Annotated in this window: 15 protein-coding genes; 5 read left to right on the top strand and 10 right to left on the bottom strand. The window is 63.3% G+C overall.

The window, feature by feature from the left end:
- Window positions 1-32: 32 nt before the first annotated feature.
- The 4 genes from JF545_RS05565 to JF545_RS05550 form a co-directional block, all read right to left on the bottom strand.
- Complete coding sequence (locus JF545_RS05565) at window positions 33-1,325, bottom strand: TRAP transporter large permease (protein WP_206940080.1); 1,293 nt, start codon at window positions 1,323-1,325, stop codon at window positions 33-35.
- A 111-nt stretch (window positions 1,326-1,436) separates the two neighbouring features.
- Entirely contained in the window at window positions 1,437-2,645 is a 1,209-nt protein-coding gene (locus JF545_RS05560; protein ID WP_206940078.1) for a CaiB/BaiF CoA transferase family protein, read from the bottom strand.
- A 35-nt stretch (window positions 2,646-2,680) separates the two neighbouring features.
- Window positions 2,681-3,376 carry a GntR family transcriptional regulator gene (locus JF545_RS05555; protein ID WP_224851855.1) on the bottom strand — a complete coding sequence of 232 codons (696 nt, stop codon included), beginning with the start codon at window positions 3,374-3,376 and terminating at the stop codon, window positions 2,681-2,683.
- 235 nt (window positions 3,377-3,611) lie between these two features.
- Window positions 3,612-4,349 (bottom strand): Crp/Fnr family transcriptional regulator, encoded by a 738-nt coding sequence (locus tag JF545_RS05550; protein ID WP_206940074.1) that lies wholly within the window; start codon window positions 4,347-4,349, stop codon window positions 3,612-3,614.
- Between the two features lie 219 nt (window positions 4,350-4,568).
- Between JF545_RS05550 and JF545_RS05545 the strand changes: the two genes are divergently transcribed.
- Entirely contained in the window at window positions 4,569-4,775 is a 207-nt protein-coding gene (locus tag JF545_RS05545) for a hypothetical protein (RefSeq protein ID WP_206940071.1), read from the top strand.
- 332 nt (window positions 4,776-5,107) lie between these two features.
- Entirely contained in the window at window positions 5,108-5,854 is a 747-nt protein-coding gene (locus JF545_RS05540) for a TerC family protein (RefSeq protein ID WP_206940069.1), read from the top strand.
- Between the two features lie 95 nt (window positions 5,855-5,949).
- Here the strand turns inward: JF545_RS05540 and JF545_RS05535 are convergent, their stop codons facing one another.
- Complete coding sequence (locus JF545_RS05535; protein WP_206940067.1) at window positions 5,950-6,762, bottom strand: acyl-CoA thioesterase; 813 nt, start codon at window positions 6,760-6,762, stop codon at window positions 5,950-5,952.
- 125 nt (window positions 6,763-6,887) lie between these two features.
- Between JF545_RS05535 and tadA the strand changes: the two genes are divergently transcribed.
- Entirely contained in the window at window positions 6,888-7,376 is a 489-nt protein-coding gene (gene tadA / locus JF545_RS05530; protein WP_206940065.1) for a tRNA adenosine(34) deaminase TadA, read from the top strand.
- A 39-nt stretch (window positions 7,377-7,415) separates the two neighbouring features.
- Here the strand turns inward: tadA and JF545_RS05525 are convergent, their stop codons facing one another.
- The 3 genes from JF545_RS05525 to mltF all read right to left on the bottom strand — a co-directional run bounded on the left by JF545_RS05525 (window position 7,416) and on the right by mltF (window position 13,048).
- Window positions 7,416-9,434 (bottom strand): GGDEF domain-containing protein, encoded by a 2,019-nt coding sequence (locus tag JF545_RS05525; protein WP_206940063.1) that lies wholly within the window; start codon window positions 9,432-9,434, stop codon window positions 7,416-7,418.
- Between the two features lie 181 nt (window positions 9,435-9,615).
- Window positions 9,616-11,577: a GGDEF domain-containing protein gene (locus JF545_RS05520; RefSeq protein ID WP_206940061.1), complete on the bottom strand. Its 1,962-nt coding sequence runs from the start codon at window positions 11,575-11,577 to the stop codon at window positions 9,616-9,618.
- A 13-nt stretch (window positions 11,578-11,590) separates the two neighbouring features.
- Complete coding sequence (gene mltF / locus JF545_RS05515; protein ID WP_206940059.1) at window positions 11,591-13,048, bottom strand: membrane-bound lytic murein transglycosylase MltF; 1,458 nt, start codon at window positions 13,046-13,048, stop codon at window positions 11,591-11,593.
- Between the two features lie 156 nt (window positions 13,049-13,204).
- Between mltF and purL the strand changes: the two genes are divergently transcribed.
- Window positions 13,205-17,122, top strand: a complete 3,918-nt coding sequence (gene purL / locus JF545_RS05510) for a phosphoribosylformylglycinamidine synthase (protein WP_206940057.1) — start codon at window positions 13,205-13,207, stop codon at window positions 17,120-17,122.
- Window positions 17,123-17,303: 181 nt separating this feature from the next.
- Window positions 17,304-18,107 carry a crotonase/enoyl-CoA hydratase family protein gene (locus JF545_RS05505; protein ID WP_206940055.1) on the top strand — a complete coding sequence of 268 codons (804 nt, stop codon included), beginning with the start codon at window positions 17,304-17,306 and terminating at the stop codon, window positions 18,105-18,107.
- Window positions 18,108-18,447: 340 nt separating this feature from the next.
- On the opposite strand, the gene JF545_RS05500 is transcribed toward JF545_RS05505, so the two are convergent.
- Together JF545_RS05500 and JF545_RS05495 are read right to left on the bottom strand one after the other, a co-directional pair.
- Window positions 18,448-21,519 carry an efflux RND transporter permease subunit gene (locus JF545_RS05500; RefSeq protein WP_206940052.1) on the bottom strand — a complete coding sequence of 1,024 codons (3,072 nt, stop codon included), beginning with the start codon at window positions 21,517-21,519 and terminating at the stop codon, window positions 18,448-18,450.
- Window positions 21,520-21,521: 2 nt separating this feature from the next.
- Complete coding sequence (locus JF545_RS05495) at window positions 21,522-22,643, bottom strand: efflux RND transporter periplasmic adaptor subunit (RefSeq protein WP_206940051.1); 1,122 nt, start codon at window positions 22,641-22,643, stop codon at window positions 21,522-21,524.
- Window positions 22,644-22,820: the final 177 nt, after the last annotated feature.

Here is a 22,820-nt window from a genome sequence, read left to right as displayed (position 1 = left end):
TTGGGCAGAAGTGTTGTTTGAGGCTTGTCTGGTCAGTGCATCAGGCCGGGTAGCCATAGGCTGATGCTGGGAAACATGACGAACAGCATCAGCACGATGAACTGCACCGCGACAAAGGGCAGCGCACTCTTGATGATTTCCTCGACGGATAGCTCGGGGCAGACGCCTCTGAGCGCGTAAAGATTAAGGCCCACCGGCGGTGTGATGACCGCGATCTCCAGGTTCAGCACCATGACGATGCCGAACCACAGCGGGTCATAGCCCATGGCCTGAATCAGCGGCAGCAGCACAGGGGTGGTCACCACGATCAGGGACACCGCATCGACAATCATGCCGAGCAGGATCAGCAGCAGCATGATGGCCAGCATGATCGCCCAGTCAGGCAGACCAGACACCGTCAGTGACTCGGTCAAAAGCTGTGGCACGCGGACCATGTTGAGATAGTCGCCGAAGATCTTGGCGCAGCCGATAATCAGCAGAATGGCGCCGCTGATGCGTGCCGTACTGGCGAGAATCCTGGCGAAGGAGGCCCAGGACAGGCAGCGGAACACCAGCGCAGCGATGAGTAGGGCCCCAAAGGCACCAATCCCCGCGGCTTCGCTGGGGGTGGCCAATCCCGAGTAGATCGACCCCAGCACGACCAGCACAAGTAATGCGGCATGCCAGATATGGGCGAGACTGTACCAGCGTTCTCGCCAGCTGAAACGCTGCTCGACGGCGGGCGCCTCTGCAGGCCTGAGGCTTACCCGCACAAAGATGAAGAGTGACAGGGCCAGCGCCAGTACGACGCCTGGCACGATGCCGCCAATGAACAGGTCGGCGACCGACACGCTGGCCACGGCGCCATAGATGATGAAGGGAACGCTCGGTGGAATCAGCATGGCCAGGGCGCCAGCGCTGACGACCGCTCCAGCCGCTAACGAACGGCTGTAGCCACGTTCGAGCATCTGGGGCACGGCGATGGAGCCGACCGCTGCCACCCCCGCCAGACTGACTCCCGACACGGCACCGAAGACCGCAGAAGCGCCCACTGATGAAATGGCCAGGCTGCCCCTGAGCCAATGCAGCCACGCCAGGGCCGCGCGGAACAGATGGCTGCCTACCGGCGTTGCCCCCAGCAGATTGCCCATGAGGATGAACAGGGGCAAGGCAATCAGCTCGAACGCATTGAGCTGACCAAACAGTGATGAAGGGGCGAAGAAGAACGCCATGGAGCCGCGGGCCATATAGAGGCCCGCGAGGCCAGCAAGCCCGAGTGAAAGAAAGATCGGGATGCCAAAGGCAATCAGCGCAATCAGCAGCGCCAGCACGATGATGGGTTCCATTCAGAGGCCTCGTTGTTGTTGTAGCCTGTTGCCGGCACTGACGAGCAGCAGCGGCTTAGGGAAACACGGCATAAATGCCTGCGCCGCTCGGCTGATGACGTCAGCGCTCCCTCAGATGACCCCGTCTCTACGCAGCTGGTCGATATCGCCTGACGCCATCGACAGCCAGTCTCCCAGTATGGTGTCGGTGTGCTCGCCCAGGGCGGGACCAACATGGCGGACCTGGCCAGGAGTCGCCGACAGACGAGGAAAGACATTCTGCATGGGCAGCGGTTGGCCGTTGCGGTCAGGCACGTCGACGATGGAGCCGCGCTCACGGATGTGCTCGTCCTCCAGCATGTCCTTGGCGGTATACACGAGACCGGCGGGCACACCTGCCTCGGCCAGCAGGTCGACGATGTGCTGGGCATCGCGGCGGGACGTCCAACCGGCGATCAGCGCATCGATGGCCTGCTGGTTGTCGCCTCTGGCACGATGGTCGACGTAGTCGGGGTGGTCTGCCAGTCCTGGCTGGCCCATGGCCTGGCACAGCCTGCGGAAGACAGTGTCCTGATTGGCGCCGATGATGACGTCACGTCCATCCCTGGCGGGGTAGGCGTTGGACGGCGCAATCTTGGGCAGGAAGCTGCCGGCGCGTTCGCGAATTTTACCGGCCCTGGCGTAATCGGGTATCAAGCTTTCCATCATCGCCATTACCGCTTCGAAGATGGCGCTGTCCACCACCTGGCCCTGCCCGCTGCGCTCGCGCTGGTGAAGGGCAAGCAGCGCGCCCATGGCGCCCTGGACGCCGGCCAGGGTGTCCCCCAGCGAGATGCCTACCCGGACCGGCGGACGATCGGGATAACCGCTGATGTAACGCAGTCCGCCCATGGCCTCGCAGACAGCGGCAAACCCTGCCCGTGAGGCATAGGGGCCATCCTGACCGAAGCCGGTGACCCGCACCATGATCAACCCAGGGTTATCCGCAGACAGGCTGTTGTAGTCGAGCCCCCAGCGCTCCATGGTGCCTGGACGGAAGTTCTCGATCAGCACGTCGGCCTCTGCCGCCAGGCGCTTGAGCAGGGCCTGACCTTCGGGCTTGCGCAGGTCCAGCGTGAGCGACTGCTTGTTGCGCGCGATCACGTTCCACCACAGCGGCTCGCCGTTGGCGTCGGTCTGGCCCCATTGGCGCATGGCGTCCCCCTTGCCCGGTGGCTCGATCTTGACCACCTGGGCGCCGAAGTCGGCCAGGATCTGGCCGCAGGTCGGGCCGGCAATCAACTGTCCTAGTTCCAGCACCTTCAGGTCATCGAGAGGCAGGTTGGCGATGAGGTCTTTCATGGCGGAGTCCGTAGGTAGAGGTTCAATGGGGCGCGTTACCTGGCCGTGTCAGGCGACGTGACGATAGTGGTATGCAATTCGCGGGCGGCGAGCAGGTGGGCTCGCATCACGTTCTCGGCCCAGGCGGCATTGTCTGCCGCGATGGCGGTCAGCATTTCCCGGTGATGCTGCATGCTGCGATGCAGGGCCTCGCGGTCGTAGCTCGCGAAGTTGCGGCGGATGATCGAGGTTCGCACGACACTCTCGAGCATCTGGGCCAGTCGCTGATTGCCGCTGGCCTGAATCAACAGCCGATGAAAGCAGTGATTGAGCGAGGCAAGCTCACTGTGCTCCGCGCCGCCGAGTGGTCCCTCCGTCAGCGCTTCCATGCGAGTTGCCAGGTCCTTCAGTTGGGTCATGGTCGCGGGATCCATGCGCCTGGCCGCCAGGCCAACGGCCATGGGCTCCAGGACCAGGCGCAGCTCGAAGACCTCCCGGGCATCGTCTGCGGTCCATTCGCTGACCCTGGCGCCCTGATGGGGAATCGCCTCGAGCCAGCCTTCAGACACCAGTTCGCGCAGCGCCTCTCTGACTGGGGTGCGACTGACCGCCAGCTCTCTGGCTACCGCCGCCTCGCGGACGAACTGGAGGGGACGATAGGTCCCGTCGAGAATTCGCTGCTTGATGGCCTCATGGACCTGGGCAGTGGCCGTGGGGCCGGGCGTGGCGGTGCTGTGGTCGGTAGACGTCACGGCGCTTCTCTCACATTGCATGCAATTCCAAGGGTAGCGGCTAACATCAGCGTCTGAAGTTAGACTTTGGAACGAAATTGCATGCAACCTGCGTCAACTATGGGCAGGAACGGGCGAGGACGAGCCGAAGGCTTGGTCGGACAGGTAGGGGCAAACAGGGGCAAGCAGGGCAGCACAAGATAGCCGCAGCGAGGGGGCGCTGATGATCAGGCCCCACCGCGGTCAGCGACCTGCGTCAACGATGCGCGGCGAACAGGCTGTCGGCCAGGTAGCGCTTGTCGAACTGTCCGGCGTCAGCCAGGGCGGCCGGATCCGGCAGCAGCAGGCGATGTCTGCTGCGATGGATAAGGCCTTCCTCGTCCAGAGCAGTAAAGGTGCGGCTGACGTGAACCGGGCTCAAGCCCAGCACATCGGCCAGCATTTCCTGCGACAGGGGCAGGCGCAGTGCATGGTCCTGTTGTCGTCCTGCGGTCTTGGCCAGGCGTTCATACATTTCCATGATGAAGTGGGCGAGCTTCTGACGAGCGCTGCGGCGCGACAGGTTGACCAGGCGTTCCGTCAGCAGCACCTGCTGTCGGCTGGCCATGGCGAACAGGATGGCGGTCAGATTGGGTGACTGGCGAAAGATGTCGTCGAGTCGGTCGTGGGGAAAGCGGCAGACCACTCCATCCTCGATCATGCGCACGCCGGTCAGGCGCTGATGAAAGGCGTACTCCCTTAGCCCGATCACGTCCCCGGGAAGGTAAACCTCGAGAATCTGGCGCGATCCATCTTCCAGCTGCCGATAGGAGTAGGCCCAGCCTTCGCTCAGCGTCAGGAAGTCGTTGGCGGGATCTCTCTCTTCCCAGAGTTGCGAGCCCGCGGTCACATCCAGCGGGGACTTTTCCAGCGCTTCCACCAACTGTTGGTCATGCTCGCTCAAGCTGCGGTAATGACGGAAGTGTCTGACGATGCAGCTGTCCTTGGACGGCACGGCAAGGCTCCTTGAGGTGTGATCGTGACGCAGATGAATCCTGCGGTTACGTTAACCCAGGTTATGTCGGGGCGGTAGTCGTGGGCGCAGGATGGACGAGCTGTCGTAGGGATTCCCTCAGCATCACCCGGTCTGCGCTCGACACTGCCTTGAACGGCGGTGTCGGGCATCCCGTGGGCGAGGGAGCTTCCTCCCACTCTCCACCGAAAGGAAAGCATCATGCATATCGGCGACACCCTGCGGATCCGTCGCGAGCTCGTGATGGTCGCAGATGACCAGCTCGTGTCCGGCAATACGGCAGACATCATTGATACATCAGGCCTTAGCCCGGACGACCACCAGGATCCCTTACCCCGCTATCGCGTGTTGATCGACGACGTAGGCGAGCATGAGTGCTCGTGCACCATCCTTGATCGCCTCACGTAATGCTCTTTTGAGGTTGGGGCGAAGCCCTGACGTGCCGTTGCGGCACGCTCGTGCATCCAAGCGGTAGGTCTCCCTCGTCGGCCAGTGCCGGCGAGGTGGCGATGTCTTTAGAGAGGCTTCGTTGGCCAGGATCCAGCGCGCACTATCTTTCTTCACTCACTCTCATTTCCTCATCCTCATTCCCTCGCTCTGATTCCCGCTTCCTCGTTCCCTCATTCTCCTTCCCTAGGCTTCTTTTCTTCACCATCTTGTGCTGAATCGGAAGGTGGCTGATAGTGCTCGGGAAGGCGTCTTGCCTTCTCATTGGGCTCTGTTCTGGCGGGAGGGAAGGCATGTTCGACTGGGTGGCATCACCCGAGGCATGGATTGCGCTGGGCACGTTGACGGCGCTAGAAATCGTGCTCGGCATCGACAATATCATCTTCATTTCGATACTGGTGGGACGCCTGCCGGAGCATCAGCGCCAGCGCGCCAGGATGCTGGGGCTGGGACTGGCGATGGGGGCACGCATTGCGCTTTTGCTATCGCTGGCTTGGGTGATGAGCCTGACGGCACCACTGTTCACGATACTGGACGTGGAGATATCGGGGCGTGATCTGGTGCTGTTGCTGGGTGGGCTGTTCCTGCTGGCAAAGAGCACTCACGAGATTCATGCGGCGGTGGAAGGTGCCGGCGACACTTCCGCGACCAAGGCCGCGGCGTCCAGCATGGTGGCAGTGCTGGCGCAGATTGCCGTGATCGACATTGTGTTTTCGCTGGACTCCGTCATCACCGCAGTGGGCATGGTCGACCATGTTCCGGTCATGGTCATTGCGATAGTGGCGGCCGTGGGTGTGATGATGGTGGCCGCCAAAGGCATAGGGGAGTTTGTTGATCGTCACCCGACGATCAAGATGCTGGCACTGAGCTTTCTCATTCTGATCGGCGTCATGTTGGTGGCCGAGGGACTCGGCTTCCATATTCCGAAAGGCTACATTTACTTCGCCATGGCCTTCTCGGTCACCGTCGAGATGCTCAATCTCAAGATCCGCGCAAGGAACCAGCGGTCAGACCAGAAGGACGTTCCTTCCGACGGCTGACCCCGCAGCGAGAGGCCGGGTACAGGCGTCGACATGCTCAGCCGCCGCTGGCTCGCACGAACAGCAAGCGCCTTGCTGTTCGTGCTGAGTGGGCGCTAGGACCCCTGGCGCAGCCGTGTCAGACCTTCCTGGGCACTGGAGGCCACCAGCTCGCCCTTGCGGTTGTAGATGCTGCCGCGGGCGAGGCCTCGCGCTCCTCCTGCCCAAGGGCTGTCCATGTCGTACAATAGCCAATCGTTGACGACGACGTCCTGATGGAACCAGAGCGAGTGATCGAGACTGGCGATCTGCAGTGAAGGATCGCCAAAGCGAATACCGTGTGGAACCAGCGACGTGGTCAGCAGATTGAAGTCCGAGCTGTACGCCAGCAGGTAGCGGTGAAGGGCGGCGTCATCGGGAAGCTCGCCACGCAGGCGGAACCACAGTCGCTTGCGCGCAGGCTGTCCCGGCTCAGCGCTGTCCTCGACGTGGCGAAACTCGATGGGATGACCGGGGAACCTTAGTATCGCATCGCTGGCGTCCGGTTCGCTGATATCGAGGCTGGGCATGCTGGCCTGGTGGCTGAAGCCGTCTTCACGGCCGTGGAAGGACGCACTGCAGAAGAAAATGGGACGCCCTTTCTGAATAGCGGTGATGCGACGAGTGGTGAAGCTGCCGCCGTCGCGCACGCGATCGACCTGGTAGACCACTGGCATGGATGCGTCACCCGGGCGCAGGAAGTAACCGTGCAACGAGTGCACTTGGCGCTCAGGATCGACCGTCTGAGTGGCCGCGGACAGGGCTTGCCCCAGCACCTGTCCACCAAACAGCTGAGGCAGTCCCAGATCCTGGCTACGGCCCCTGAACAGGTTCTCCTCCAGCATTTCCAGGCCCAGCAGGTCAACCAGGCCCTTCAAGGCGTCGGACATTCGCGTATCCTCCATGAGCCGGCATGAAACCGGCCTGTCGATGACCGCTGCGACAAGGTGTTCTTCGCCGCGGCGATCAGAAATCAGTAATGTGCTTGTTGACCAGTTTACGGGAGAGACCCATCTTGCGCAGTGATGAATTCTATATGCACCGAGCGCTTGAGCTGGCCGAACAGGCGGGGCGCGCGGGAGAAGTGCCGGTGGGGGCGATCGTGGTGGATGCCGAGGGAAACATCGTCGGCCGAGGATTCAACTCCCCCGTTTCCCGTCATGATCCGAGCGCCCATGCCGAGGTCCAGGCGCTAAGAGACGCAGGCGTCACGTTGTCCAATTATCGTCTGGAAGGGTGCACGCTGTACGTCACGCTGGAACCCTGCATGATGTGCAGCGGCGCGATCATTCACGCGCGCATTCGCCGCCTGGTGTATGGCGCCAGTGAACCACGCTCGGGAATGGTCGAGTCCAAGGCAAATCTGTTGGCCCAGCCTTGGCACTTTCACCGGGTGGAGGTGCAAGGCGGTGTCCTGGCCAGTCGCGCCTCTCGACTGTTGAAGGCATTTTTCGTGGAGCGCCGCGCCGCGGCTGAACAGCGCAAGGGGCAGGACGCTAGCTGAGACAGGTGGCAGGTAACTCAAGTCCGTCAGCGGCTGGCGTCAGCCACCGGGCTCAGCGTGAAGGTCTGTGCTATCGACAGCTACCTCGGGGGCCGCTGAGGCTTCCTCCACTCGGTTGCGCCCCCTTCGCTTAGCCCGATAGAGCGCCAGATCCGCTTGGTGCAACAGATCCTTGGGCGCAACGCGGCCTTGGGCCTGCGTCATCAGGCCAATGCATACGGTCAGAGGGCGGCCATCGACATGCTGTATGCCGCTGGACTGAACCGCTTCACGCAGCGACTCGGCCCACTCTCTGGCCTTCGCAGCGTCGCCCTGAGGAAGGTAGATGACGAACTCTTCCCCCCCGTAGCGGGCGGCGAGTCCGCCCTCGGGCAGTCGTCTACGAACGGTCTCGGCGAATCGCTTGAGCGCCCGATCACCCGCCTGGTGGCCTTGCTGGTCGTTGATGCTCTTGAAGTGATCCAGGTCGCACAGCAGTAAGCTCAGCGGCTGCTGTGAGGCGCTTTTCGGCAAGCTCGCCAGAAACTTGCGGCGATTCAACAGTCCTGTCAGGTCGTCATGGTCTGCCAGCCATTCGATGTTTTTCTGCAGTCGCGAACGGCGACGCATCTCGCGACGTAGCTCAATGTTGGTGTCGGCGATCTGGTGGTGCTGTTGACGCTGCTGGTGACGGCTGTAGAGCAGCTGATACAGCAACCAGGCCACAATGAAACCGGCGCACAGCGAGGCAGCAGGATAGTGCAGCTTGAGTTGGCTGAGGAGGGCGTGGCTGGGGCGAATCTCCAGTCGCAGGGGGTGCGTCAAGAGTTGCACTGTACTGCTGACAGACCAGGGCCCCTCTATATCTGGGCCAGGAAGACGCCACACCGGACGCTTGTCTGACCATAGCGTGGCCTGCCAGACACGGCCGTCGCGAGCTTCAGCAGGCATGACCTGAGTGGTCAGCCGGTCCAGGTCGAAGGCCAGCCAGATCGTGCCCAGCGGCTGATGGCTGGAGGACGACCTGACCGGCAGGAAGCTGATGATGCCACGTGCACCGTCCGGCAAGGTCAGCACGGCAGAGGCGCTCTCACGGGGGGATGTTGCGGAGTCTTGCGCGTCTGGCATCAGCAGGCCGACATGGCGAGCAGCGTCGCGATCCAGGCCGGTGAGACCTGTGGACTGAAACCGTCTCAACCTGCCCTCTGGGCCTGCCAAGGCGATGAAGGCAAGGTTGGGGAAGTCAGCGAGAAAGGCTTGGGTCTGCGCTTGCCAGCGCAGTGCGTCCGGTAGCGCTCCGTCGAGTTCCCAGTCCAGGCGCAGGCGACGCGCGGCCAGCAGCTTTTCATTGATCCTTGAGGTGATCTGCTGGGCCAGACGATCCGACTCGCGCTGGGCCCGGTCCATCAATTGATGATTGGCCTCGCTTTCCTGTAGATACCACACCCCCGTGGCAATGCCGGCGATCAGACAGGCTGGCCCCAGGCCGCGCAAAACGCTGGGCAAGGCGTTACGCCATCCGGTGACGACGGTAACCACTTGGGTGACCAGTAGCAGTGCTGCCACTGCAAGGAGCCATGGACCGGCCATCGGCGCGAGGGGATTCATGGCTCCAGGCCACCATTGCAGATAGGCCAGCATCGACCAGACCAACACTGCCAGAGCATGCATGAGCGGCGCTCCGAGACTTGCCCGAGTACGCAGCAGCAGACTGAGACTCAAGCAGGTCAACAGCAGGGTATCCAGTAGGCTGGGCGGGCTAAAGCCCCAACGTGGCGGCGATGTAGCCAGCGCTAACGGTTGGTCGAAGAGCGGAGCGGATAACCACGGTACGGGCAGTAGATAGCCCGACAGGATCATCAGCATCACCATCAGTGATGGCACCAGCAGGCACTGGCTGAGCCACAGTCGCTGGCGGTACCAGGCGAGTTGCCCCAGGCTGATCAACAGCGCCAGACAAAGAGCGGTGCCGGTCGATGAGGCGCCGAAGGCTGTATCTGACACTACCAGCGTTGCCCACAGCCCGGCTGCAGATAGCGCCAGAGCGGCGAGCGTCAGCGGAATCCGCAGGGGGGGCATGATGTGGCTCCGGGAAGACATGTCAGATGCTGTTTGTCAGTGCGGGTCGCTGAACCTTCCCGTATCGGCTGGTGTGCTCGTATCGGCAAATTTCAGCGGTCATGCGCCAATGGTAAGCAACCTAATGTCTTCGTGCCTCCATAACCCTCGTTTACTTGGCGGTGGCTTGATCCTTGTCAAGTTAGGCGTCGGTCTCAGTGCGATTGCGCCCATTACGCTTGGCACGATAGAGCGCGACGTCGGCGCGATGCAGCAGATCTTCGGGAACCAGAGTCTGTTCGTCGTGGGTCGCGACGCCAACGCTGACCGTCATGGGGCGACCATCGGCATGCTCTATGCCGCTATGCATCACCGCCTGGCGTAGAGTCTCGGCGATTTCCAGGGCGTTGTCGGCATCATCCCCGACCAGTAGAACCACGAACTCCTCACCTCCGTAGCGTGCCAGCACGGCATCTGCCGGTATCGCCAGGGCCCCGACTCTGGCGAAGCGGCGCAGGGCCTCATCACCGGCCTGATGGCCCAGCTGGTCGTTGATGCTCTTGAAGTGATCGATATCACACAGCAGGACCGCCAAGGGACGCTGCTGTCGTTCACGCTGCAGGGTGGTGAGAAACAGCCGTCGGTTCGGCAACAGGGTCAACTCATCGTGGCCGGCGAGCCATTCCACCTCTCGCTGAAGCTGGGTTCGGTGGCGCACTTCCCGACGCAATTCCTCGTTGGAGCGGAACATGCTGGTGTGCTGCGCGGACATGCGGTGGTGGCCGAAGACCACCATGTACAGCAAGTAGGCCAGCAACAAGCCAATGCTGAGACTGGCGGCCGGCTGGCGTGACTGCTGGGCCAGCAGGTACGCCGAGGAGGCGCTGAGTGACACCACCAGTTCGTGACGTCCCAAGGCGATGACGCTGTCGTGGGTCCAGGGGCCGGGTGTCTCTGCTGTGGGCCAGTCGCGGATCACATTATCGGCAACGGCCAGGCGCATGTGGTTATGCTCGCGGTTCAGGCGCGTTGCGGCGTACAGCTGATCGGCCAGCACCGGCAGGCTGAGCACCATGGCGGCTGCCCCGGTGACCTGCTGGGTGCGGTCACTGATGATGGGAAGATAGTAGATCATGCCCGGCATTCCTTGCAGCAAGGGCACGACGCCGGTGTGCCCCTCCTCGCCCTCGCGCAGCGCCCGTGATAAGGCGTCGATATAGGGGCGGTTAACGTCCAGCGCATTGATCCCGACGATGGCGAGATTGGCGTCGTCCCGGGGGTAGACGTAGCGAATCGTGCCGTCGGGTTCGACGTAGGCAATGTTGAGGAAGTAGGCAAAATCGCGATGGTAACGTTCTGCCTGGCGCTGCCATTGTGTCGCGGTAGGTTGCACGTCGAGCAGGCTCCAGAAACTGGCAAAGCGACGTACCGCTTCAAGGTGAGCCGTCACCTCGTTGCTCAGTTGCTCCGACAGTCGATCCGTCTCTTCCTGCATCTGGGCCTGCAGGCGGCGATCTTCGTACAGCCGTTGCTGGTGCCACACCAGTATGGTCACCAAGACCAGTGCCAGGGACGGTAACAGACTGCGCAGAATGCTGGGACGGGTATGGCGCCAGCCGGCGACGACGCCGCTGAACTGGGCGCCAAGAAGCAGCGTCATCAGCGCCATGCTGGCGGGGGTGCCCGCAAGATTCTGCGGGGAGTCGGTGTGGCCGTTGAGCACGAGCCACAGCTCGGTGATCAGCAACAGCAGTGACAGTGACTGGAGCAGGGGCGTGGCGAGGCTGGCACGTGTGCGTCCGAGCACTCCTCCGGCCAGCGCCAGCAGAACGAACAGCTCGATCAACGGAGGACGCAGGCTGTCGATACCGCTGACGCCGGGCAGGCGCGCGGCCCAGTGCTCGAGCGTGGCGTAAGGAATCAGTCCCTCGGGCAGCAGGTAGCTGGCCAGGCCCAACAGCAGCACGGCGAGCACCGGCGCCAGACAGACAGCAGACAGACGCACCCCCCGCCAGTACCAGGCGGCTTGCCCCAGGCTCACCGCGAGCAATAGCGACCAACTGGCGATGTAGCTCTGGTCTTGGATCATCACTGGCTTGATGATCAGGCCCGTCGCTGCCAGCACAGCAACCAGCAGGGTGAGGACCAGGGCGATTCGCGACATTGGCAGGGGTGTCCTATGGCATCGGCGGAACGAGTTCAAAGATCTCGGAATCCGCCTGGTCCGGCAAGCGCGCATTCAGCTTGTGAAATTGCTGTTGGCTGCGGTCGACGTAATCGAGGATCTCAAGATAGCGGCGGATATTCTGCACATAGATCACCGGTTCGCCACCCCGGGCGTAGCCATGGCGGGTCTTGCTGTGCCATTGGCTTTCCTGCAGCAGCGGTAACGCGTCGCGTACATCTCGCCAGTGGTCCGGGTTGCCACCCCGCATCCGGGCAATATCACGGGCGTCGTAGAGGTGCCCGAGGCCGACGTTGTAGGCCGCCAGGGCCATGTAGAGTCTGTCGTCGCCGCGTATCGAGTCAGGCAGACGTTCCTCGATGCTGCGCAAGTAGCGGGCGCCTCCCTCGATGCTTTGGGCCGCGTCCAGGCGATTGGCCACGCCGACTTCCTCGGCGGTGGCATTGGTCAACATCATCAGGCCGCGGACGCCGGTGGGTGACGTCGCTTCCGGGTCCCAATGGGACTCCTGATACCCCACAGCGGCCAGCAGCTTCCAGTCAAAGTGCTGCTCTCTTGCCGCCTGCTTGAACAGTTCATCGTAGCGGGGCAGGCGCTGGTTGACGTGGTGGATGAAGACCCGGGCACCGACATACTCGAGATAATCATCGTGGCCGAAGTAGCGGCTGACAAGAAGGTCCAGCTCACCGCTGTCCTGCAGATCCTCCAGAAAGGCGTTGGCCTGTTCGACCAGGGCCAGACCGTCCAGGGAGGCAAAGGCCCAGGCCATGGTGACCGGCTGGCCGACATCGAAGCCATCTTCCACCTCAGGGAAGAACAGTCGGTTGAGCCGGAACTGGTGGGCATAGACCACCGCAGCGTCCAGATCGCCATCTTCGACTCGGCGCAGCAGGGCGGCGATTTCCAGGTCCTCCGCCTCCTTCCAGCTGAGCTGTGGACGACGCTGCTGCAGCTCGTGCATGACGCGACTGATACCGGTGCCCTTGGCGATGCCGATGTTCAGTTCGAGCAGATCATCAAGCTCGTCTGGCGGTGGCAGGTCACGCCGGTAGACGACCATGGGCTGCATCGACAGAATCGGACGCGAGAACATCAGCCCCGGTGCCAGCGGGTCCAGCGGCAGCGCGGCGGCGCCCAGGTCTCCCTGATCACGCACCGCGTCGAGCACGCTTTGCACGTGGTGATCATCGCTGAGGTTCAGGCTGACCCCGAGGCGATCAGCGAAACGCCGCATCAACTCGTACTCGAACCCTGTGGGCCCTTGGCGTCCCTCGTAGTAAGTGAAGGGGGTGTTGCGGGTGTGCACCGTGATGAAGTCGCGCTCCAGCACTCGCTGCAGCGTGACGTCGGAGGGGGGCACGGGCGGTCTGGGCCAGCATGCGAGAACCAGGCCCAGGCCGATGGTGACAAGGGTGCGCAGGTGTCGCGCGTGACGTAAACCGTCCTTCATCTTAAGACATCGCTGGCCGTGGAGCGCCCACCTTACCCAGCCCCTGCGAAACTGTCATCCGCGACGATTTCTCGCACCCGCCGGTTTCCAGTATCATATGCCGTCTCGCCCGCCGCGGCCCCTTCTTTTATCGCTGACCTTCAGAGGCTCCTGGATATGCTCGAACTGCGCGGAGCGCCCGCCCTGTCCAACTTCCGTCACGCCAAGCTGCTGGCTCAACTGCGTGCATCCGTCCCCGAGATCGAGGCACTGCACGCCGAGTACGTGCACTTTGCCGATGTGGGGGAGGAGCTCAACGCTGACGAGCAGGCCCTGCTGTCACGGTTGCTCGACTACGGTCCGGCGCAACAGGAATCCGACGTGGAAGGCCTGACGCTGTTGGTGGTGCCGCGGGTTGGCACCCAGTCCCCGTGGTCGTCCAAGGCCACCGACATTGCTCGTAACTGTGGCTTGACCCAGATCAAACGTCTGGAGCGCGGTATTCGCTACCGCTTGAGCGTCCGCGGTGAGCTCAAGCAAGCACACTTTGATGCCATCGTCGCTGGCCTGCACGATCGCATGACCGAAACCGTGCTGCATGATAGCGCCGACGCGGCGACCCTGTTCGCCCACCACGAGCCGGCTCCGCTCGGCCAGGTCGACGTTCTTGAAGGCGGCCGCAGCGCGCTGGAAACCGCCAATCGCGAGCTCGGCCTGGCCCTGGCCGAGGACGAGATCGACTATCTGGTCGACGCCTTTGTCGAGTTGGGGCGTAACCCCAGCGACGTCGAGCTGATGATGTTCGCCCAGGCCAACTCAGAGCACTGCCGTCACAAGATCTTCAACGCCGACTGGCTGATCGACGGTGAGGCCCAGAGCCACTCGCTGTTCAAGATGATCAAGAACACCTATCAGGCCTCGCCTGAGGGGATCTTGTCCGCCTACAGCGACAATGCTGCCGTCATCCAGGGCAGCGAGGCGCGACGTTTCTATCCCACGCCGCTGACCGGCAAGGCCGGAGAGCGTGCCAGCTATGGCGGCAAGGTGGAGCCGATCCACATCCTGACCAAGGTCGAGACTCATAACCACCCCACCGCCATCGCCCCGCATCCGGGCGCCGCGACCGGTGCTGGCGGCGAGATTCGCGATGAAGGCGCCACCGGCATCGGCGGCAAGCCCAAGGCGGGCCTGACCGGTTTTACCGTGTCCAACCTGCGCATTCCCGAGTTCGTGCAGCCCTGGGAAGCCTTCGACTACGGCAAGCCCGAGCGGATCGTCACCGCGCTGGACATCATGCTTGAGGGCCCCATCGGTGGCGCCGCCTTCAATAACGAATTTGGGCGTCCCAACCTTACGGGCTACTTCCGTACCTACGAGCAGGACGCCCTGGGCGCCGGCGGTATCGAGCGTCGTGGCTACCACAAGCCGATCATGATCGCTGGCGGTTACGGCAACATTCGTGATGAACACGTTGCCAAGGGCGAGATCCCGGTGGGCGGCAAGCTGATCGTGATGGGCGGCCCGGCCATGCTGATCGGGCTGGGCGGCGGCGCGGCCTCTTCCATGGCCTCGGGCTCATCCAGCTTTGATCTCGACTTCGCTTCGGTCCAGCGCGACAACCCCGAGATCGAGCGACGTGCCCAGGAGGTCATCGACCGCTGTTGGGCCCTGGGTCAAGACAACCCCATCTGCTTCATTCACGACGTGGGCGCCGGTGGACTGTCCAATGCCTTGCCGGAGCTGGTCAAGGATGGCGACCGTGGTGGACTGTTCAGCCTGCGCGAAGTGCCCAACGCCGAGCCGGGCATGAGCCCGCTGGAAATCTGGTGCAACGAGGCCCAGGAGCGCTACGTGCTGGCGGTGGCCCCCGAAGATCTCGAGACCTTCGACGCCCTGTGCAAGCGCGAACGCTGCCCCTACGCGGTGGTCGGTGAAGCGACTGCCGAGCATCATCTGGCCGTGGTGGATGGCCACTTCGATACGCGCCCGGTTGATCTGCCCATGAGCGTGCTGTTCGGCAAACCGCCGAAAATGCAGCGGGAATTCGAGCGCAATAGCCTCGAGCTACCGGGCGTCATGCTCGATAACCTGGACCTACGCGAAGCCCTGGACCGAGTGCTGCGACTGCCGACGGTGGCGTCCAAGAGCTTCCTGATCACGATCGGCGATCGCTCCATCACCGGACAGGTGGCGCGCGACCAGATGGTGGGTCCGTGGCAGGTGCCGGTGGCCGATGTGGCCGTGACCACCGCCAGCTTTGATACCCATGCCGGTGAAGCCATGGCCATGGGCGAGCGTTCGCCGGTGGCCTTGATCAACCCTGCGGCCAGCGCGCGACTGGCGGTAGCCGAGTCCATCACCAACCTGGCGGCGGCCCCCATCGCCAAGCTGGGCGATATCAAGATGTCCGCCAACTGGATGAGTGCTGCCGACCACGTCGGTGAGAACCAGGCATTGTTCGACGCCGTGCACGCCGTAGGCATGGAGCTGTGCCCGGCGCTGGGTATTGCGGTACCGGTCGGCAAGGATTCGATGTCCATGCGCACGGCCTGGGAGCAGGATGGCGAGCAGAAGGCCGTCACCTCGCCGCTGACCCTGGCGATCACCGGGTTTGCCCCGGTGACCGACGCGATGAAGACGCTGACGCCGCAGATTCGCCTGGATCAGGACGAGAGCGACCTGCTGCTGATCGACCTGGGCGCTGGTCTCAACCGTCTCGGTGGCTCTGCACTGGCTCAGGTCTATGGCCAGGTGGGCAACGAATGTCCTGACCTGGACGATGCCGAGGACCTCAAGGCGTTCTTCAGCGTGATCCAGGGGCTCAATGCCGATGGCCGCCTGTTGGCCTACCATGACCGCAGCGACGGTGGCCTGATCGTCACCCTGCTGGAAATGGCCTTTGCCAGCCGCGCCGGTCTCGAGATCAAGCTGGACTGGTTGATCGATGAAGCGTCCGAGGCGGTCAATGCCCTGTTCAGTGAAGAGCTGGGCGCCGTCATCCAGGTGAGCCGTGAGCACACCGAAGAGGTGCTGGCGCAGTTCGCGGCGGCGGGGATCGAAACCTGCGGCGTCATCGCCCGTCCTCGCTACGACGACCAGATCCGCGTGACACTGTTCGAGGAGCCGCTGCTCGAGACCACGCGCCAGCTGACTCAGCGTACCTGGTCCGAGACCAGCTATCGTCTGCAGGCGCTGCGTGATAACCCCGAGTGCGCCAAGAACGAGTTCGACAACCTGCTGGATACCCGTGATCCCGGGCTGAGCGCCACGCCTACCTTTGATGTGGACGAGGACATTACGGCGCCCTTCGTCAATCTGGCGCGCCCCCGTGCGGCCATCCTGCGTGAGCAGGGCGTGAACGGGCATCTGGAGATGGCCTGGGCCTTCGACAAGGCCGGTTTCGAGGCCGTCGATGTGCACATGAGCGACCTGCTGGAAGGGCGCGTGGGTCTGGACGAGTTCAAAGGGCTGGCCGCCTGCGGTGGCTTCTCCTACGGCGACGTACTCGGCGCGGGCGGTGGCTGGGCCAAGTCGGTGCTGTTCAACGAGCGCGCTCGCGAGCAGTTTGCCGCCTTCTTTGCCCGTGAGGACAGCTTCTCGCTGGGCGTCTGCAATGGCTGTCAGATGCTGTCGCAGCTCAAGGAACTGATTCCCGGTGCCGAGAGCTGGCCGCGCTTCGTGCGCAATGAGTCGGAGCAGTTCGAGGCCCGTGTGGCCATGGTTCAGGTGGAAAAGACACCGTCGATCCTGCTGGCCGGGATGGAAGGATCGCGACTGCCTATCGCCGTGGCCCATGGTGAGGGGCGTGCCGAGTTCCGCGATAGCGCCCACCTGCGCAGCATGCAGGGCTCGGGGCAGGTGGCATTGCGCTATACCGATAACTACGGCCAGTGCACAACGCGCTACCCGGCCAACCCGAATGGGTCGCCATCCGGCATCACCGGACTGACGACACCGGATGGCCGCGTCACCATCATGATGCCGCACCCCGAGCGGGTGGTACGCGCCGTGACCAACTCCTGGCGTCCGTCAGAGTGGTCTCAGGATGGCGCCTGGCTGCGGTTGTTCCGCAATGCGCGGGTGTGGCTGGGCTGAACCAGGTCCCTCTCAGGACTCAGCGTGTCTGCTAGACCCTGTGATAGCGCCGCCTTCGGGCGGCGTTGTCGTTGCTGGCGATGGTGACTCGCTGGAAAGGTTGATGCTTGAGCTTGTGCTGCTACGCAACAGGTGCCAAGTTTGATGCTGCCGATATCGGTCTTTTTCAGATGGAGCCCCCATGTCGCCTCCCACCCAGCGCCGTTTCCATGATCGCCTGAGCGTGACCCTGGCCAACCACGTGGCCAGCGTTCACCTTGAGCGACCAGATCGTCACAATGCGATGGACCCCCCGATGATCGACGCTCTGCTGGATGCCCAGCAGTGGCTTGCCGAGCGTGTCGGGGTTCGCGCGGTGGTGCTCAGTGGTGAGGGCGAAAGCTTCTGCTCTGGTCTCGACGTGGCCTCGGTCGTGGCGTCCCCGGAGCGCATCGCCTGGCTGTTGAGCCCGGATGCCCGCGGCATCAACCCCGCTCAGCGTCTGGCGCTGGGCTGGCGCGAGCTGGGCGCACCGGTGGTGGCGGCGCTGCATGGCCATGTCTATGGGGCAGGCCTGCAGATGGCGCTGGGGGCAGATATTCGGATTGTTCATCCCGAGGCGATCCTGGCGTTGCCGGAGATAGAGTGGGGGCTGATGGCGGACATGGGGGTCAGCGTAACCGCCGCCTGGCTGCGCCACGATATCCTTCAGGACATGATGCTGACCGGGCGTCATCTTGCCGGCGATGAAGCCATGGTACTGGGCCTGGCGTCGCGCCTGGATGAGGATCCGCGGGATGCCGCGGCTGAACTGGCGGGCGATCTGGCGCGACGCTCGCCCAAGGCGGTGGCCGCCGCGCGCAAGTTGTGGCGTGAAGCCCCCGGTCTCGACCAGCGCGGGCGTCTGGCGATGGAGGCCGAGCTCCAGCGCAATCTGCTGGCCGGGCAGGAACAGCGCGAGGCAACCCGTGCCCGCCTGGATGGCAGACCGCCGCGCTTTGACTGAGCGCGAGCTAAACCGCCGTGCCCGCCTGGGTGGCAGACCGCCGCGCTTTGACTGAGCGCGAGCTAAACCGCCGTGCCCGCCTGGATGGCAGACCGCCGCGCTTTGACTGAGCGCGAGCTAAGCCGCCGTGCTCGCCTGGATGGCAGACCGCCGCACTTTGACTGAGCGCGAGCTAAACCGCCGTGCTCGCCTGGATGGCAGACCGCCGCGGTTCGACTGAGCGCTGTCCAGGGAGCGTTGCTCCGGCAGTCGGCACAGGGCCCCGGCGGTGCAGCAGCACCGTCGGGGCCCTGTCGTTGACGCTATCCCCCGCGTTATCACTGGGGACTCACCCTTGTGGTCAGCCCGCAGTGGCGGTTCGGGCCGGTGTGTTCGGGTAGATGCCGAACAGGGTGGCGTAGATCACGGGCAGAATCACCAGGGTCAGCAGTGTCGCCGCCCCCAGGCCGAACACGATGACCACTGCCATGGACGCGAAGAAGGCGTCACCGAACAGCGGAATCATGCCCAACATGGTGGTGATCGCGGCCATGGAGACGGGACGTACCCGGCTGATGGCGGCGGCCATGATCGCGTCGAAGGGCGCATCGTGCTCACCCATCTGGATCTTGATTTCCTCTACCAGCACGATGGCGTTCTTGAGCACCATGCCCACCAGGCTGAGGGTGCCGAGCAGCGCCATGAAGGTAAAGGGGGCGTTGAATGCCAGCAGACCGCCGACGATGCCGATGACGGTCAACGGCACGATGGACCAGATCGCCAGCGACTGGCGCAGATTGCCAAACAGCAGCATGGTCAGGATGAACATGCCGAGAATGCCGAGGGGCAGCAGCTTGAACAGCGCTTCCTTGGCATCCCGTGAGGTTTCGTCCTCGCCCCCCCAGCCGAGGTGGTAGCCCTCAGGCAATGGGATCGCCTCGATCTTCGGCTGCAGCCTGGCCAGGATATTGGCCGCCGTCTCGCCGGACAGCGGCAGCGGTTCGGCGTACACGGCCAGCATGCGTTGACGATCTCGGCGCTTGATCAATGGGTCGTGCAGACGTGTCTGCAGCGGCCCCATGACGGACCCGGCGCTGACGTACTTCTGTTGTTCGGCGCTCCACACATTCAGGCTGGAAAGGTCATTGAGTCCGTAGCGCTGGGAGGCTTCGTCACGCAGGACGATGGGTATCAGGTCAGAGCCCTCGCGGTAGACCCCGGCGACCTGACCGTCATTGTGAATCAGCAGCGCCTGATGCAGGGCTTGGCGGGTGACGCCCACGCGGCGGGCCTGCTGTTCAAGGAAGTCCGGGGTCAGTTCTTCCACCCGATTGCCCCAGGACAATCGGATGCTGTCGACCAGCGGATCGGCACGGAACACGTCGCTGACCTGGGTGGCCAGGGTACGCAGGGTGTCAGGATCAGGTCCGTAGATCCGCGCCTCCAGACTTGCCTTGGCCGATGGCCCCACCTGCAGTGCCTGGACCTTGTACTGTACCTGAGGGTATTCATCGCGCAGCAGGGTGATGATGTCGGCCATGCGCTGGGCTCTGCTGTTAAGGTCGTCGGTCTCGACGATCAGCTGGCTGTAGCTGGCGTAGCGGTCCTCCGGCGAATAGGTCAGGGTAAAGCGCTGGGCGCCGCCGCCGATGACGCTGGTGACGTGGACCACTTCATCCATCTTGGCCACCTGGGCCTCCAGCTGCGATGCGATCCGCTCGCTTTCGAGGATATCGCTGCCCTCCGGCATCCACACGTCGACAAAGAACAGTGGCGTGGTGGAGTCGGGGAAGAAGGCATTCTTGATATTGGAGGACAGTGCGAAGGCGCCGACGAGCAAGCCGATGCAGGTAGCGATGGTGAGCCAGCGGAAGCGGATGCCCTTGTCGACCAGCCAGCCGAAGATGACGAAGATCAGTCCCTTGTAGGGATCGCTGTCTGTCTGCTCCGCGTCCGCCGGTGCGTCCTTGAAGAACATGTCGAAAAAGAAAGGCGTCAGCGTCAGGGCGGTCACCCAACTGAGCAGCAGCGAGTAGAACAACACCCAGAACAGTGAACCGACCAGTTCGCCAGTGGCGTCCGGCGACAGACCGATGGGAGCAAAGGCGGTGATGGCGATGGCGGTGGCACCCAGCAGCGGTAGCCAGTTCTGGCCAGCCACTTCCTTGGCCGCTGCGAGCTTGCTCTTGCCCTTGCCAAGGCCAATCAGCATGCCTTCGGTCACCACGATGGCGTTGTCCACCAGCATGCCCAGCGCGATGATCAGCGCGCCGAGGGAGACCTTCTGCAATTGCAGGCCGTGGGCGGCCATCAGCATCAGCGTGCCGAGGATGGTGATGGTCAGGATCAGCCCCATCAGCAGGCCCGAACGCACGCCCATGAAGATCAGTAGAACGACGATGACGATGCCGACCGATTCCATGAGGTTGATGACGAAGCCGGATACCGCTTCCTTGACCACTTCGGGCTGGTGGTAGACCGGCGTCAGCTCCATGCCCAGTGGCAGGCGGGATTCTAGCTCGGCCAGGCGCGCATCCACGGCCTCGCCTACCTTGACCACGTTGACACCGGAAACGAAGGACAGGCCGATGGAGATCGCCGGTTTTCCGTCGGCGTGATAGAGCTGCCCGGGTTGGTCCGTCAGCCCACGCGTCACGGTGGCGATATCGCCCAGGTGGACCGGGTTGGCGTCTGGGCGCCCGATGATCAGATCCTCCAGCGCCTGAACGCTCTTGAACTCGCCGCTAGGCTGCAGTGAGATGATCTTGCCGTCACGACGCACGCTGCCGGCATCGGCCACGGCATTCTGGGCGTTAAGCAGCGCGATCAGTGCATCTGGCGGGATGTTCAGCGCCTGCATCCGCTCGCGGTTGAGCGAGATGGTGACCTGTTCGGGACGGTCGCCGGCAATGACCACCTTCTTGACGCCATCGACCAGGCGCAGCTCCCGCTGCAGGAAGTCGGCCTGGTTCTTCAGGTCATACAGGCTGTAGTCGTCGCCGGACAGGTTGAGCAGCAGGCCGTAGACGTCGCTGAAGTCATCTACCACCAGCGACTGGCCGGCGCCGGGCGGCAGGCTGGCCTGGGTATCGCCGATCTTGCGCCTGAGCAGGTCCCAGTATTGGGGCAGAGCGGTGCCCTGCACATCGGTGTCGAGCTCTACCGTAATCTGGGACAGGCCCGCACTGTTGACCGTGCTGACCCGCTTGAGGTTGGGGATCTCCTGAATGGCCTTTTCCAGCCGCAGGGTGACTTCTTCTTCGACCTGCTGTGGGGTGGCGCCAGGGTAGGCGGTGCTGACCAGCGCCATGCGGATGGTGAAGTCAGGGAATTCGAGCTGGCCAAGGCCAAGGAAGGAGACCACGCCGCCCACCGATAGCAGCAGGGTGATCATCCAGCTGATGGTCTTGTTGCGTAGAAAATAGCCGATCATGGTCAGAGCCCCGCTTCCTGGACCCAGGGAGTGACCGTCAGCTTGTCACGCATAAGGTGGGCGCCTGCGGTGACCAGCTGATCTCCCGGCTGGAGATCACCGGCAATGAAGACGCCATCGTCATTGGTGGTGTGCACCTCGACCGCGACTGCTTCGACATGGCCTTCGGTCTCGTCGTCGGCCACGTAGCGCCACACCACGGTGTTGTCCGGGGCATCCTCAAGGGTGACGACGGTGCCGAGAGGCACCCGCCACAGGCCCTCGCTGTCCCCGGTCAGGGCGTTGATGTCGATCTCCACCACGGCACTCATGCCCGCCAGAACGTTGACGTCATCGGGGGTGGGCAGGGTCAGCTTGACCTCGTAGCTCAGGGTGCCGCTTGACGCGCGGGAGTCGTGCTCCTTGTAGCGCGCCGGGAAACGGCGTGGATCGTCACCCAGACGCACCCAGGCCAGGGAAGCGTCACGGCTCTGGATATCGCGAATGCGCTCCCGATTGAGGCGGCGCACCTGTTGTTCCGGCAGCTCGAAGGTCACGTCGATATTGCCCGGCTGCTGCAGCACCGCGATGGTCTGCTGGGGGGCGATGACCTGGAAGTTGTCGACGGGAACACTGGCGATGACGCCATCGAAGGGAGCTTTCAGCTCGGTGTAGTCGAGCTGATCCTTGGCCAGGTCGAACTGGGCCTGGGCCGAGAGAAAGGCCGCGCGAGCTTCGTCAAAGGCGGCGCGGCTGATGGCGCCCTTTTCCACCGAGACCTGCATGCGGTGGTAGGTCGCCTGGGCCAGATCATAGCTGGATTGAGCGTTGGACAGGGCGTTGCGAGCATCACGGTCGTCAAGCAGGGCCACCCGCTCGCCGCTGCTGACGACCTGGCCTGCTTGAACATTCAGCTCCTTGAGTTCGCCGCCGACCCGAAAGGACAGGTCGGTACGCTCTGATGCCTCGACGACGCCGGGGTAGGCGCTCATCGAGCTGTTTCCGATCTCGTCCAAGGTCAGTAACTTGACCGGTCGAGTCACCTGCTTGGTCAGGGCAGGCGTTTCTTCGCTGCAGCCATGCAGCAGCGGTAACCCGGCGATGACGAAACACGTAGCCAGCTGGCGAAAGTGGCGAAGGATCATGAAGGGGTCCTTGGTAAGGGGACAAGGTGGTCGGCGGGAGGTGCCGACATGGATGACGCAGCTGGGCGGGGAGAGCCCGGCTGTCAGCCTGTTGTGACGGGTTACCAAGATGGCGTAGAGTGCATCGCCTTCTTGGTGGGATGACCTGCGGTGGCTCGCGTCGCTGGGTGCCCTGAT

Origin of the sequence: Halomonas litopenaei, assembly GCF_017303055.1 — a bacterium.
In the GTDB taxonomy this organism is placed as follows: Bacteria; Pseudomonadota; Gammaproteobacteria; order Pseudomonadales; family Halomonadaceae; genus Halomonas; species Halomonas litopenaei_A.
The sequence above is the reverse complement of the archived record's forward strand: the minus strand, read 5'-3'. Positions and strand labels throughout refer to the sequence as shown.

Coding starts and splice junctions, on each gene's coding strand:
- purL (WP_206940057.1), top strand. CDS start 13,205: ATGCTCGAACTGCGCGGAGCGCCCGCCCTGTCCAACTTCCGTCACGCC.
- JF545_RS05535 (WP_206940067.1), bottom strand. CDS start 6,762: ATGTCCGACGCCTTGAAGGGCCTGGTTGACCTGCTGGGCCTGGAAATG.
- JF545_RS05525 (WP_206940063.1), bottom strand. CDS start 9,434: ATGCCCCCCCTGCGGATTCCGCTGACGCTCGCCGCTCTGGCGCTATCT.
- JF545_RS05540 (WP_206940069.1), top strand. CDS start 5,108: ATGTTCGACTGGGTGGCATCACCCGAGGCATGGATTGCGCTGGGCACG.
- JF545_RS05520 (WP_206940061.1), bottom strand. CDS start 11,577: ATGTCGCGAATCGCCCTGGTCCTCACCCTGCTGGTTGCTGTGCTGGCA.
- JF545_RS05545 (WP_206940071.1), top strand. CDS start 4,569: ATGCATATCGGCGACACCCTGCGGATCCGTCGCGAGCTCGTGATGGTC.
- JF545_RS05560 (WP_206940078.1), bottom strand. CDS start 2,645: ATGAAAGACCTCATCGCCAACCTGCCTCTCGATGACCTGAAGGTGCTG.
- JF545_RS05565 (WP_206940080.1), bottom strand. CDS start 1,325: ATGGAACCCATCATCGTGCTGGCGCTGCTGATTGCGCTGATTGCCTTT.
- JF545_RS05495 (WP_206940051.1), bottom strand. CDS start 22,643: ATGATCCTTCGCCACTTTCGCCAGCTGGCTACGTGTTTCGTCATCGCC.
- JF545_RS05500 (WP_206940052.1), bottom strand. CDS start 21,519: ATGATCGGCTATTTTCTACGCAACAAGACCATCAGCTGGATGATCACC.
- JF545_RS05505 (WP_206940055.1), top strand. CDS start 17,304: ATGTCGCCTCCCACCCAGCGCCGTTTCCATGATCGCCTGAGCGTGACC.
- mltF (WP_206940059.1), bottom strand. CDS start 13,048: ATGAAGGACGGTTTACGTCACGCGCGACACCTGCGCACCCTTGTCACC.